At 71.5% G+C, this 12,439-nt stretch carries 11 protein-coding genes, 1 tRNA gene and 1 pseudogene; 4 read left to right on the plus strand and 9 right to left on the minus strand.

Annotated features, from left to right (window positions below):
- Positions 1-120: 120 nt before the first annotated feature.
- Positions 121-489, plus strand: a complete 369-nt coding sequence (locus ACH4K4_RS15395) for a hypothetical protein (RefSeq protein ID WP_398167621.1) — start codon at positions 121-123, stop codon at positions 487-489.
- A complete protein-coding gene (locus tag ACH4K4_RS15400) occupies positions 482-925 on the plus strand; it encodes a hypothetical protein (RefSeq protein WP_398167622.1) in 444 nt (147 codons plus the stop codon). The genes ACH4K4_RS15395 and ACH4K4_RS15400 overlap by 8 nt, the downstream gene beginning before the upstream one ends.
- Positions 926-965: 40 nt before the next feature.
- Here ACH4K4_RS15400 and ACH4K4_RS15405 read toward each other — a convergent pair whose 3' ends face one another.
- From ACH4K4_RS15405 to ACH4K4_RS15415, 3 genes and pseudogenes are all read right to left on the minus strand, one after another.
- Positions 966-1,496, minus strand: a complete 531-nt coding sequence (locus ACH4K4_RS15405) for a GNAT family N-acetyltransferase (RefSeq protein WP_398167623.1) — start codon at positions 1,494-1,496, stop codon at positions 966-968.
- A 142-nt stretch (positions 1,497-1,638) separates the two neighbouring features.
- Positions 1,639-2,160 (minus strand): annotated as a pseudogene (locus tag ACH4K4_RS15410) (sigma-70 family RNA polymerase sigma factor); the annotation flags it as partial.
- 117 nt (positions 2,161-2,277) lie between these two features.
- On the minus strand, positions 2,278-3,426 hold the full coding sequence (locus tag ACH4K4_RS15415; protein ID WP_398167624.1) for a glycerophosphodiester phosphodiesterase: 1,149 nt from the start codon (positions 3,424-3,426) through the stop codon (positions 2,278-2,280).
- Positions 3,427-3,678: 252 nt separating this feature from the next.
- Here ACH4K4_RS15415 and ACH4K4_RS15420 point away from each other — a divergent pair, with 252 nt between their 5' ends.
- The gene (locus ACH4K4_RS15420; RefSeq protein ID WP_398167625.1) at positions 3,679-4,347 is read left to right on the plus strand and encodes a lysophospholipid acyltransferase family protein; all 669 of its coding nucleotides are present in this window, start codon (positions 3,679-3,681) and stop codon (positions 4,345-4,347) included.
- Positions 4,348-4,442: 95 nt separating this feature from the next.
- Here ACH4K4_RS15420 and ACH4K4_RS15425 read toward each other — a convergent pair whose 3' ends face one another.
- The 6 genes from ACH4K4_RS15425 to ACH4K4_RS15450 form a co-directional block, all read right to left on the minus strand.
- Positions 4,443-6,395 (minus strand): bifunctional metallophosphatase/5'-nucleotidase, encoded by a 1,953-nt coding sequence (locus ACH4K4_RS15425; RefSeq protein WP_398168019.1) that lies wholly within the window; start codon positions 6,393-6,395, stop codon positions 4,443-4,445.
- A 151-nt stretch (positions 6,396-6,546) separates the two neighbouring features.
- Positions 6,547-8,133: an MFS transporter gene (locus ACH4K4_RS15430; protein WP_398167627.1), complete on the minus strand. Its 1,587-nt coding sequence runs from the start codon at positions 8,131-8,133 to the stop codon at positions 6,547-6,549.
- The gene (locus ACH4K4_RS15435; RefSeq protein ID WP_398167629.1) at positions 8,130-8,681 is read right to left on the minus strand and encodes a TetR/AcrR family transcriptional regulator; all 552 of its coding nucleotides are present in this window, start codon (positions 8,679-8,681) and stop codon (positions 8,130-8,132) included. Before ACH4K4_RS15435 ends, ACH4K4_RS15430 begins: the two co-directional genes overlap by 4 nt.
- Positions 8,682-8,874: 193 nt before the next feature.
- The gene (gene argH / locus ACH4K4_RS15440) at positions 8,875-10,302 is read right to left on the minus strand and encodes an argininosuccinate lyase (protein ID WP_398167631.1); all 1,428 of its coding nucleotides are present in this window, start codon (positions 10,300-10,302) and stop codon (positions 8,875-8,877) included.
- 114 nt (positions 10,303-10,416) lie between these two features.
- Positions 10,417-11,610, minus strand: a complete 1,194-nt coding sequence (locus tag ACH4K4_RS15445; RefSeq protein WP_398167633.1) for an argininosuccinate synthase — start codon at positions 11,608-11,610, stop codon at positions 10,417-10,419.
- Between the two features lie 131 nt (positions 11,611-11,741).
- On the minus strand, positions 11,742-12,128 hold the full coding sequence (locus ACH4K4_RS15450; RefSeq protein WP_398167634.1) for a DUF488 domain-containing protein: 387 nt from the start codon (positions 12,126-12,128) through the stop codon (positions 11,742-11,744).
- A gap of 177 nt (positions 12,129-12,305) precedes the next feature.
- On the opposite strand from ACH4K4_RS15450, the gene ACH4K4_RS15455 reads away from it, so the two are divergent.
- A tRNA-Pro gene (locus ACH4K4_RS15455) sits at positions 12,306-12,379 on the plus strand.
- Positions 12,380-12,439: the final 60 nt, after the last annotated feature.

Consider the following 12,439-nt stretch of genomic DNA (forward strand, 5'->3'; position numbering starts at 1 on the left):
CCGGCGGGAGTGACCGCGGGTGACCGGCGGGGTCGCGCGCGGCCCGCGCCCGGCCGCCGATTAGAGTCGTCTCATGCCCCTTTTCCCCACTGCGCGCAGCCGCGCCGCGCGGAGGTCCCGGTGATCGACGCGCTGACGGTCGCGATCGGCGTGACCGCCCTCGCCCTGGCCGCCTGGTGCGGCTTCGCCGCGTACCGCGACCAGCCGACGAAGGACTGGCATTTCATCGGCATGGCCGTGGTCTCGCTGCTCGGCGTGGTCCAACTCGTCGTGGGCCTGGTGCAGTTGGGGCGCGGCGAGACGCCGCGGGACGGTGCGGCGATCTTCGTCGCCTATCTGGTCGGCGCGGCCGCCTGCGTGCCGGCCACCGGCTTCATGTCGCTCTCGGAGCGCACCCGCTGGGGCTCGGCGACCGTGGCCGCGGGCGCCGTGGTGCTCGCCGTACTGGAAGTGCGGCTGTTCGACATCTGGGGAGGCGGTCATGCCTGAGACATCCGCGGGGTCCCGGGCCCCCGAGGCCGCGGCGGACGGCGCCCGGCGTTCCCTGGGCACCGGCCCCGGCCGGCTGCTGGTGGCCCTCTACGGCGTCTTCACCGTCGCCGCCGCGTCGCGCGCCGCCTACCAGCTGATCGCGCAGTTCGACCGGGCGCCGCTGGCCTACGTCCTGTCCGCGGTGTCCGCGGTGGTCTACGCCTTCATCCTGTTCTCGCTGGTGCGCGGCGGCGAGGGGGCCCGCAGGGCGGCGGTCGTGTGCTGCGCGCTGGAGCTGGCCGGTGTGCTCGGCGTCGGTACGTGGACGCTGGTGGACCGCTCGGCCTTCCCGGACGCCACCGTCTGGTCGGACTTCGGGATGGGCTACCTGTTCATCCCGGTCTTCCTGCCGGTGACCGGTCTGCTCTGGCTGCGGCGGGCCCGCCGGGCGTGACGCGTTTCCCGGCGGGCCGCCGGTGTGCGGGTCCGGCCGGTCAGGCGCTCGCGACGCAGGTCCGCGGCGTGCCGTCCCCGGCGGCCTTGGCGGCGACCGCCTCCTTCTCCAGCGTGACCAGGCTGAGCCGGGGGCTCAGCTGCTCGGTGCCGACGGGCTCGTAGCCGTGGCTGCGGTACAGGCGCAGGTTGCCCTCGCTGCGGTGGCCGGCCAGCAGCCGGTAGCGCTTGGCCGAGCGTTCGGCGGCGAGCCGCTCTTCGACGGCGTCGAGCAGCCGGCCGCCGAGGCCGTGGTGCTGCATCCGGGGATGGACGATGAGCTTGTCGATAGCGGCCGTGCCGTCCGCGCCGACCGAGCCGCGCACCGCCCCGACGACCTCCGTGCCGAGCCGGGCCACCACCACACAGGCGTCGCCCAGTTCGGCACGCAGGTCATCCAGGGTCTGGGTGAGCGGCTGGATCGTGTAGTCGTCGTACAGTGCGGCCTCGGCCTGGTAGCAGAGGTACTGGAGTTTGAGGATCTGCTCGGCGTCTTGCTCGGTCGCCGCAGAGATGGTCACGCTCATGCCCATGCGCGGATGCCTCCCCTTATTCGGTTCGGTGCGCCCGGGCGCGCAGAGGGTGAGAGGGTACGCCCGGACCTGTTGCCCTGACTGACGGAGCCGTGTGGTGCACGCCGCCGTCATGGCGTGACTGACGCTGCTGCTTCCGGATTCCCCGGTTTCGCGCAGCGGCAACCTCCGCCGTGAGCATTCTGCGCAGGCATCCCAGACAACGGGAACGGACCGGCCCCAAGCTCCCCTGTGACATTCCCAACTCAGATGAGATTTCCCGGTAGGTGAGGTCGGAGCGCGACAGCAGGGCGCGCACCAGGGCCGGGCAGCGTCCGGGGAGCCGTTCGACGGCGGCGAGCAGCGCGCGCCGCTCCTCGGTCTCCAGTGCCGCGCGTTCGGCGACGGCGGCGATCAGGGGCTGGGACCCGGTGGGGTCGTACGGGACCTCCCGCAGCGCCAGCCGCCGCGCGCCGCGGGCCTCGGCGCGTACCGCCCGGCGCAGCCAGCGGGCCGGTTCGGCGGGCGGGCCGGCGTCCCGGGTGTGTTCCAGCAGCCGGGCCCACACGCTCTGTTCGAGGTCCTCGGCGTCGGCTCCGGCGGCGTCCGCCTCGGCCGCGACTTCGGCGGCCAGCAGGGGGCGCAGGGTACGGATGAGGTCGTGGTCCGTGGTGGCGTGCCGCATGGCGTGCGAGACGCGGCGGCGCGGCCGGGTGGTTTCGCCGGTGCCACGGCCTCACTCGGCCGTGGCACCGGCGGCGCCGGGTTGACGCCTTCGGCGCCGCCCGGCGGTACGCGGCGGTCAGCGCCGGCGGAACTCCGCCGCGGCCAGCAGCGCCGTGTCGCAGTTGTCGGAGAAGAGGCCGTCGATGCCGGTGGCCAGGCACTTCTTGAAATAGCCCAGCGCGTCGCCGTAAGCCGCGGGGTCGGTGCCGCGGCGGTAGTCGGCGGGCAGGAAGGTGTTCTCGTTGCGCCCCGTGTAGGGGTGCAGGACCAGCCCGGCGGCGTGCGCGTCCTTGACGACCGAGGTGGGCTTGCCCAGCTTGTCGTCCTTGGTGCGCGGGAGGATGACGGTCAGGTCCGGGCCGATGCCCTGCGCGAACTTGGAGATCCACTTCAGACCGGCCGGCTTGACCAGGTCCGCGGTGGTACGCGGGTCGCCCGCCACCTCGAAGTCCCAGGGGCGGTCCTTGGGGGTGCCCAGCAGGAGGACCTTGGGGCAGTCGACGAGCTTGTCGAGCCGCTGGAGGCTGCTGGGCTCGAAGGACTGCAGGAAGTTGGGCGCGTGCTTCTTGTGCCGGCCGTACGCGCGCAGCAGCCGGGCGAGACGTTCCTCCAGGCCCAGGCCCAGCTTCCGGAAGTAGGTGGGGTGCTTGGTCTCGATGTGCAGCCAGACGCGGCGGCCGCGCTTGCGGCCCTCGCGGTCGGCCCACTTGAGCACCTCTTCGAAGGTGGGTACGTCCCACACGCCGTCATAAAGGGTGTTGTGCTGCCGGGTGCCCGGAATGCGCTCCTTCGCCCGCAGCGTCTTCAGCTCGGCGAGCGTGAAGTCCTCGGTGAACCAGCCGGTGAGCTTGGCCCCGTCCACCGTCTTGGTCGTCTTGCGGTCCGCGAACTCGGGGTGGGCCGAGACGTCCGTGGTGGCCGTGATGTCGTTCTCGTGCCGGCAGACGAGGTGGCCGTCCTTGGTGGGCACGACGTCCTGCTCGATGATGTCGGCGCCCATGTCGAGCGCGAGTTGGTAGGAGCCGAGGGTGTGCTCGGGCCGGTAGCCGCTGGCGCCGCGGTGGCCCACGATCAGCGGTACGGGCAGCTCGTCGCGCGCACCGTGGCCGCGCCCGCGGGAACTCGCCGCGCTCGCCGTGCCGGCGCCGCCCCAGACCGCCGCGCCCGCGCCGAGGGCCGCCGCGCCCAGTACCGTCCGGCGTCCCGGCTGCTGCCGTTCCTGCATGATCGCGCTCCTCGCTCCACGGCACCGGTGAGGGTGTCCGGCACCTGACAATGGGGTCGGGGCGATCCTAGGCACGTACGTCTTTCGAACGGGAGACCTGGCCCCCAACGCGCGGGAAACCCACGTCAACTCTGCGTAGCGCGCCCGTGAACCCGATGTGCGATCGAGGCGGGCCGACGAGTATCGTCCTGGGCTGCATGCTCTTGCAGGCTCGCGGCGGCCGCCGCAGACCACCCACGACCGGAGGGCCCGTTGTCCCGCATTGTGCTGAAGGCGATTCTCGGATTCGTCATGCGTGTCCTGTTCCGCCCGAAGGTCGAGGGCATGGACCGCATCCCGGGCAGTGGGCCGGTGATCCTGGCCGGCAACCACGTCACCTTCATCGACTCGCTCTTCCTCTCCCTCGTCGTCAAGCGCCAGGTGTTCTTCATCGGCAAGGACGAGTACGTGAACGGCAAGGGTCTCAAGGGACGCCTGATGTCCTGGTTCTTCACCTGCTCCGGCATGGTCCCGGTCGACCGGGACGGTGGCCACGGCGGTGTCGCGGCGCTGATGACCGGCCGCCGCATCCTGGAGGAGGGGAAGATCTTCGGCATCTACCCCGAGGGCACCCGCTCCCCCGACGGCCGCCTGTACCGCGGCCGTACGGGCATCGCCCGGCTCGCCCTGATGACCGGCGCGCCCGTCGTCCCGTTCGCGATGATCGGCACCGACAAGGTGCAGCCCGGCGGCAAGGGCCGCCCGCACATCGCCCCGGTCACCATCCGCTTCGGCGAGCCGCTGTGCTTCGAGCGCTACGAGGGCATGGACCGGGACCGCTACGTGCTGCGCGCCGTCACCGACGAGGTGATGAGCGACGTCATGGAGCTGTCGGGACAGGAGTACGTCGACATGTACGCCACCAAGGCGCGAGCGGCCTGACCGCCACGCCCCACCGCCAACGCGCCGGGCCCCGTCCGACCAGGGACGGGGCCCGGCGCGTTGGCGTACCACCGCGGCCGGCGGACGCGGACGGGTCAGCAGGGCACGCGGAACCCTTCCGCGGTGGGCCGGCCCGCGGCGAGCATCGCGGCCTCGGCCCGGGGCAGCAGCGTGCCGTCCGCGCGCCGGAGCCGCGGCGGCACGGTGGTCGCGCCGATCCGCGCGCCCGGAGCGGCACTGTTCTTGACCGTCACCCGGTTCAGCGGCGCGGGCGCGATCCGCTGCCGCTCCCTGATGTACGCCACGAAGCTCTCGAAGTCCCGGTTGTGCCGGTAGGGCGAGGTGAAGCCGGTGAACGCGGCGTACCCGTCCTGGTTGAGCAGCGTGTACGAGGGCATCGCGATCCGGTAGGAGCGGGACACGTCCAGCGCGGTGCCGTCGATCAGCACGTCGGCGGGATCGACCCGGTCGCCGGCCGGCCCCGTCGCGTCGAAGCTGTACCGGACGTTGGCGGAGACCGCCAGCGGCGCGTACTTCAGACCGCCGCCCGCCGGCACGGTCCACTGCTGCTCCAGCGCGTCGTGGATCTGCTGTCCGGTGACGGTCGCCGTGACGATCGGGTCGCCGAAGCCGACCGCGTTCCAGGCCTTGCCGAAGGCGACGGTGCCGTCCGTCGCGGAGTCGTACGTGAGGTCCCCCGCGATGATCGCCTGGCCCAGGCGCGGCGCGATGGCGATCACGGCCAGGTCGGCGGGGACGTTGGGGTACGGATTCGCGTCGTTCATCGGGCCGGTGGGCTGCCGCCCGGCCCACAGCGCCCAGTCGGCCACCAGGTCGCCCATGGTGCTCTCCCCCGCCGCGTTGCGGGTCCGGGTGAAGGAGGCGGTCTGCTTGCCGAGGGCGACCGCGGCGCGCCGGCTTCCGTACCCGGACCAGTACGTGACCACCTCGGCCAGCTCCCGGTGCGGGGCCACGTCGCGGGTGTTGGGGTGGTTGGTGGCGGTGGTCAGCTCGCGGACGACCTTGCCGGTGGCCGGGTCCAGCCGGAGGTTGATCTCGTTGATGATCTGGCCGTGGCAGCCGGCCTCGACGAAGGGGCGGGGCGCGCCGGCCGGGTCCGGCACCATCATGTTGAAGGCGGTGTGCCAGTGGCCGCAGACGATGGCGTCGATGTCCGGCGAGGCGCGCAGCGCCAGTTCGTAGGCGGGCCCCGAGGGGTTGGTGCCGCTGTTGAAGTCGCTGCCGGCCACCGCGCCGTCGTGCATGCTCAGCACGATCGCGTTGACGCCGCGCGCCTTGAGTTCGGCGGCGCAGCGGTTGGCGGTGGCCAGCTGGTCGAGGCTGCCGAGCCCCGGCTGGTAAGAGGCGGGCATCAACTCGGTGCCGAGGGCGGTCAGATGGATGAAGCCGATCGGCAGCCGGCGGCCCCGGCCGGCGTCCACCCACTCGATGTTGTACGGCGGCAGGACCCGCTGCCCATTGCCGGACCACACCATGTTCGCGCTGTAGTACGCGAAGTCGGCGCCGTGGAAGCGCTGCCCCGAGGAGTCGACGAAGGAGTTGTCCCAGTCGACCGTCGGGTAGGAGATGCCGTCCACCATGTGCTGCGACAGGAAGGCAGGCGACTTGTCGAACTCGTGGTTGCCGGCCGAGGCGAAGTCCATGCCCATCCGGTTGAGGGCCTCGATGGTCGGTTCGTCGGCGAGGGATTCGGCGGAGAACCACCAGCCGGAGAAGAGGTCTCCGGGGGCGAAGAAGAGGGAGTTGGCGCGGCCCGCCCGCAGCCGTTCGAGGTGCGCGGCCATGTAGGCGACGCCGCCCACGGTGTATTTCTTGCCACCGGCGCCGGTGATGACCGAGCTGCTGCCCGGTGCCGCGTCGAGGTAGCCGTGCAGGTCGGTGATGTTGAGCAGCTGCACGTCCACGTATTCGTCCGCGGACCGCGCGTCGCGCGCGTGGCCGGAGGCGAAGGCGTGGGTGCCGACCGCTGTGGCGGTGGCGAGGGCCCCCGCCGCGGTGAAGAAGATGCGTCTGCCGATCTCTGCCAAGGTCTTCACCCTCCTGAGAGTGCCCGAATTGGCGGGAACGACTGGAGAGTCAAACGAGCCATGGGAGCCTGCCGGCCCACGGGAGGCGGCCGGGACGTGAACGGGCGAGGGACAACCGCTGTCCCCCGCCCGTGCCCGTACCTCACCCGTTTCAGTGCGGCGCGACCCGCTCCTCGTCCTCGGCGTGCCCGGGTTCGACGGGGCTGTCCTCCAACCGCTGGCCGCGCAGCAGGAACCACGCGGCGCAGGCGGCGGCCAGCAGGACGGTGGCGCCGACCCCGGCCGCGGTGTCCAGCCCGCTGACGAACGAGTGCTGTGCGGCCTTGAGCAGACCCGCCCCGGCGTCGGCCGGCAGCGAGCCGGACGCCTCGACGGCTCCGCCGAGCGACTCGCGGGCGGCGTCGGCCGCGGACTCGGGCACCCCGGCCGGGGTGGCGAAGTCCCGGTAGATGCCGGTGACGATGGAGCCGAGCAGCGCGATGCCGAGCGCCGCGCCCAGTTCGTACGCCGTCTCCGAGACCGCGGAGGCGGCGCCCGCCTGCTCCTTGGGCACGCTGGAGAGGATCACGTCGGCGGTGACGGTGAACGCGAAGCCCGCGCCGACGCCGACGACGAACAGGATGGTGCCGAGCGCGAAGGTGCTGGTGTCCCCGTCCAGGCCGATGCAGCCGGCCAGGGCCAGCCCGACCACCGCCAGGCCGCCCGCGACGACCAGCCGTACCGACAGCCGCCGCGCGACGTACCCGGCGGCCAGTCCCGCGCCCACCGCGCCGACCGCCGCGGGCAGTTCGACCAGGCCCGCGTTGAGCGGCGAGCGCAGCTGCACCATCTGGAGGAACTGCGAGAGGAAGAAGACCAGTCCGGACAGGCCCAGGATGGTCAGCAGGTCGGCCAGTACGGCGCCGGAGAAGCCGCGGTTCTGGAAGAGCCGCATGTCCAGCAGCGGCGATGCCAGGGTCTGCTGCCGTCGTACGAAGGTGACCAGCGCGAGCAGGCCGAGGACGCCGGCCGCCGCGATGTCCCAGCGGAAGCCGTGCACCGACGCTTCCTTGACCGCGTAGACGACGCCGATCATGCCGACGAGGGACAGGCCGACGCTGGGCAGGTCCCAGGGGCCCGGGTCAGGGTTCTTGGACTCCGGCAGCACCTTGGCGCCGACGATCACCAGCAGCGCCATCACCGGCAGGTTGATCAGGAAGACCGAGCCCCACCAGAAGTGGCCGAGCAGGAACCCGCCGAGCACCGGGCCGACGGCCGCGCCCGCCGAGGCCATGGCGCCCCAGATGCCGATGGCCAGGCTGCGTTCCCTGGGGTCGTGGAAGAGGTTGCGGATCAGGGCGAGGGTGGAGGGCATCAGCGTCGCACCCGCCACACCCAGCAGCGCCCGCGCCGCGATCATCATGGCGGGTGTGCCCGCGTACGCGGCGAGCACCGACATGGCGCCGAACACGACCGAGCCGGTCAGCAGCAGCTTCTTGCGTCCGATACGGTCGCCGAGGCTGCCCATGGAGACGAGCAGGCCGGCGATGACGAACGAGTAGACGTCGCCGATCCACAGCAGCTGTGTGCCGGACGGGCGCAGGTCCTCGCTGAGGAAAGGGGTGGCCAGGCCCAGCACGGTGGCGTCGACGCCGACCAGCAGGACGGCGAGGACCAGGACGGCGAGCGCGAGCCAGCGGCCGGCCCCGGGCTGGTCCTCCCCGGTGCGGTCCGCGGTCTCCTTGGCAGGCTTGCTCATTTCTCCATGCTCCGTCGGATGCCGCCGAGCAGCAGCTCGACGATCGAGTGGTTGAGTTCCCTGCGGGCGACGCGCCCCTCGTGCACGGCCCACGCGCCGGCGCCGATCAGTCCGTACAGCGCCTCGGTGAGCCAGACGGGCGTCAGGTCGATCCGGAAGGCGCCCTCCTCCTGGCCGCGCCGGAAGAGCGCGTGGATGCGGGTGTCCAGCCGCTCCCAGCCGTCGTTGATCTCCTCGCCCTCGAAGAGCTGGTTCTCGGTGTAGAGGAAGGCGAGGAAGCCGGAGACCGGCTCGGCCTCGGCGATCAGGCGGCGCAGCGCGGAGACGGCGTCGTCCTCGTCGAGGCGGGCCGCGTCGAGCGCGCCGGCGAACTGCCGGATGCCCAGTTCCTCCAGCGCCTTGATCAGGGCGTCCCGGCCCGCGAAGTGGCGGTGCAGGGTCGCGCGGCTGATGCCGGCGGCCTTGGCGATCTCGTCCATGCCGGCGGTCGCCTTGCGTGTCAGCAGTCCCGCGGCTTCTTTGAGCACATGCTCCCGGTCAACAGCCATGAGACAGAGGATAGCCGAATGAGACATTGATGTCTCATTCACGGCGCGCTCGTCTCCCACCGCGGCAGGCCACGCGCCCCAAACGGCCGCGGCCCCCCTCGGAAGTCCCGAGGGGGGCCGCGGCCCGGGGCCCGAGCACCGCCGTCCGATGCTCAGCGCCCGGCGTATCCCTGATCCTGAGTGCCGTGCGGGCTCACCGCTTGACGTCCGCCCACCCCCGCTGCGTGGCCAGGTCCGCCTTGACCTCCGCCAGCTGGACGGCGACGGCGGACGGCGCCGTGCCGCCCCGGCCGCTGCGCGAGGCGAGCGCGCCCGGCACGTTCAGGACCGTACGCACCTCCGGCGTCAGATGCGGCGAGATCGCGGCGAACTGCTCGTCGCTCAGCCCGTCCAGCTCGATGCCGTGCCGCTCGCACTCCTTGACGCACTCCCCCGCGACCTCGTGCGCCACCCGGAACGGCACGCCCTGCCGTACGAGCCACTCGGCGATGTCCGTGGCGAGCGAGAACCCGGCCGGCGCCAGCTCCTCCATCCGCTCCCGGTTGACGGTCAGCGTGGCCATCATCCCGGTGAACGCCGGCAGCAGGACCTCCAGCTGGTCGCAGGAGTCGAAGACCGGCTCCTTGTCCTCCTGGAGGTCCCGGTTGTACGCGAGCGGCAGCGCCTTCAGCGTGGCCAGCAGGCCGGTCAGGTTGCCGATCAGCCGCCCGGACTTGCCGCGCGCCAGCTCGGCGATGTCCGGGTTCTTCTTCTGCGGCATGATCGAGGAGCCGGTGGAGAACGCGTCGTGCAGGGTCACGAAGGAGAACTCCTTCGTGTTCCAGATGATGACCTCCTCGGCGATCCGGGACAGGTCCACACCGATCATCGCCGTGACGAAGGCGAACTCGGCGGCGAAGTCCCGCGAGGCCGTACCGTCGATCGAGTTGCCCGAGCTGCCGCGCTCGAACCCGAGGTCGGCCGCGACCGCCTCCGGATCCAGCCCCAGCGAGGACCCGGCCAGCGCCCCCGACCCGTACGGCGAGACCGCCGTCCGCTCGTCCCACTGCCGCAGCCGCTCCGCGTTCCGCGACAGGGCCTGGACGTGCGCGAGGACGTGGTGCGCGAACAGCACCGGCTGCGCGTGCTGGAGATGCGTACGGCCCGGCATCGCCACATCCGGATGCGCCTCCGCGAGACCGATCAGCGCCTCCTGAAGATCCGCGATCAGCCCGCCGATGATCCGGGCATGGTCCCGCAGGTACATCCGGAACAGCGTGGCGACCTGGTCGTTACGGGACCGCCCGGCCCGCAGCTTGCCCCCGAGATCCGGGCCGAGCCGCTCCAGCAGCCCCCGCTCCAGCGCGGTGTGCACGTCCTCGTCGGCGACGGTGCCGACGAAGCTGCCGTCGGCCACATCGGCCTCCAGCCGGTCCAGCCCCTCCAGCATCCGCGCCAGCTCGTCCCCGGTGAGCAGCCCTGCCTTGTTCAGCACGCGCGCGTGGGCACGGGAGCCCGCGATGTCGTACGGCGCCAGCCGCCAGTCGAAGTGGACGGACGCGGACAGCTTCGCCAAAGCCTCGGCGGGCCCGTCGGCGAACCGGCCGCCCCAGAGCCGGACGTCACCGCTGTTGCTGCTCACTTGCTCAGCTCCTCGTGGATGGTGGGATGTACGGGTCCCCGGCAGCCGGACGAACCGGCCACCGGGGACGGAGTCGGGACAGCACCCTGCCCCGGGGGAAAACCGGATCCCGCCTTACGCCAGGTCCCGCTTCGCCGCGATCTTCGAAGACATCCCGAAGATCTCGATGAAGCCCTTCGACAGCGACTGGTCGAAGGTGTCGCCCGTGTCGTACGTCGCCAGGTTGAAGTCGTACAGCGACTGGTCCGACTTCCGCCCGGTGACCACCGCGCGCCCGCCGTGCAGCGTCATCCGAATATCGCCGCTGACCTGCTGGTTCGCCTCGGTGATGAACCCGTCCAGGGCCCGCTTCAGCGGCGAGAACCACAGGCCGTCGTAGACCAGCTCGCCCCACCGCTGCTCGACCTGCCGCTTGTAGCGGGCCAGCTCGCGCTCGACGGTGACATTCTCCAGCTCCTGGTGGGCGGTGATCAGCGCGATGGCGCCGGGCGCCTCGTACACCTCACGGGACTTGATGCCGACCAGCCGGTCCTCGACGATGTCGATCCGGCCGATGCCCTGGGCGCCGGCCCGCTCGTTGAGCTGCTGGATGGCCTGCAGGACGGTGACGGGCCGGCCGTCGATCGCGACCGGCACGCCCTCCTTGAAGGTGACGACGACCTCGTCGGCCTCCCGCGGCACCGCCGGGTTCTGGGTGTACTCGTACACGTCCTCGATCGGCGCGTTCCAGATGTCCTCCAGGAAGCCGGTCTCCACGGCCCGCCCGAAGACGTTCTGGTCGATCGAGTACGGCGACTTCTTGGTCGTCGTGATCGGCAGGCTCTTGCTCTCGCAGAACGCGATCGCCTTGTCCCGGGTCATCGCGTAGTCCCGCACCGGGGCGATGCACTTCAGATCAGGAGCCAGCGAAGAGATCCCCGCCTCGAACCGCACCTGGTCGTTGCCCTTGCCGGTGCAGCCGTGGGCGACGGTGGTGGCGCCGTGCTTCTTGGCGGCGGCGACCAGGTGCTTGACGATCGTCGGCCGCGACAGCGCGGAAACCAGCGGGTACCGGTCCATGTACAGGGCATTGGCCTTGATCGCCGGGAGGCAGTACTCGTCGGCGAACTCGTCCTTGGCGTCCGCGACCTCGGCCTCGACCGCGCCACAGGCGAGCGCGCGCTTGCGGATGACGTCCAGGTCCTCACCGCCCTGGCCGACATCCACAGCCACGGCGATGACCTCGGCGCCCGTCTCCTCGGCGATCCAGCCGATGGCGACGGAGGTGTCCAGGCCGCCCGAGTAGGCGAGTACGACGCGCTCGGTCACGGGTTTCTCCTTACGGTGCATCCACTGATGGGTATAACTATGCACTCCACCGCATGGTTCGTCAACGCCATGCACCCAAATGGCGCAGCCGCCCCGCTACCCACCCCCGTCACCGCAGGCCGGCCCGCCCCTCACCGCCCCCTCAGAACCTCCGCCAGCACCGTCACATGGCTCAGCCCCACGTCCTTGGTCGCGGTCAGCAGGGTCAGCGGCCCCGCCGCCACCCGCTCCCGAAGCCCCTCAAGCGCCTCCGCCGCGGGCGAGACACCCAGCTCCGCCCGGTACCGCTCCGCGAACTCCCCATACCGCTCGGGCCGGTGCCCGTACCAGGTACGCAGCTCCTTCGAGGGCGCCACGTCCTTGCACCACTCGTCCAAGCGCGCGGCCTCCTTCGACACCCCCCTCGGCCACAACCGATCAACAAGCACCCGAGCCCCGTCCCCGGCCGCAGGCTCCTCGTACACGCGACGCCGCCGCACCTCTCCCCGCCCCTGTCCCTGCCCCTGCCGGTCACCCATGGCGCCATGGAAACACGCCCCCGCACCCCCCGCGCGGCACTGCCCCACCACCCCTCGGACCCCCGCCACAGACCCCCGCACCCCCTCAAAGGGACCCCGCTTTGGATTCAGGGCCCCGGACAGGGTATTTTTCTTGTGCACGCCGCGACCGGGGAAAACCCCGGCCGAAGCGAGCACCGGGACGTGGCGCAGCTTGGTAGCGCACTTGACTGGGGGTCAAGGGGTCGCAGGTTCAAATCCTGTCGTCCCGACTCGACAGAGTCGCAGATCAGGGCCTTGTTTCACTTCGGTGAGACAGGGCCCTCGGTCGT

Source organism: Streptomyces sp. NPDC017529 (assembly GCF_044329785.1).
Classification (GTDB): Bacteria; Actinomycetota; Actinomycetes; order Streptomycetales; family Streptomycetaceae; genus Streptomyces.

What these genes read in the sequence shown, in the direction of transcription:
- ACH4K4_RS15405 (WP_398167623.1), bottom strand. Translation starts at nt 1,496, where the DNA reads ATGGGCATGAGCGTGACCATCTCTGCGGCGACCGAGCAAGACGCCGAG.
- ACH4K4_RS15430 (WP_398167627.1), bottom strand. Translation starts at nt 8,133, where the DNA reads ATGAGCAAGCCTGCCAAGGAGACCGCGGACCGCACCGGGGAGGACCAG.
- ACH4K4_RS15450 (WP_398167634.1), bottom strand. Translation starts at nt 12,128, where the DNA reads ATGGGTGACCGGCAGGGGCAGGGACAGGGGCGGGGAGAGGTGCGGCGG.
- ACH4K4_RS15415 (WP_398167624.1), bottom strand. Translation starts at nt 3,426, where the DNA reads ATGCAGGAACGGCAGCAGCCGGGACGCCGGACGGTACTGGGCGCGGCG.
- ACH4K4_RS15400 (WP_398167622.1), top strand. Translation starts at nt 482, where the DNA reads ATGCCTGAGACATCCGCGGGGTCCCGGGCCCCCGAGGCCGCGGCGGAC.
- ACH4K4_RS15435 (WP_398167629.1), bottom strand. Translation starts at nt 8,681, where the DNA reads ATGGCTGTTGACCGGGAGCATGTGCTCAAAGAAGCCGCGGGACTGCTG.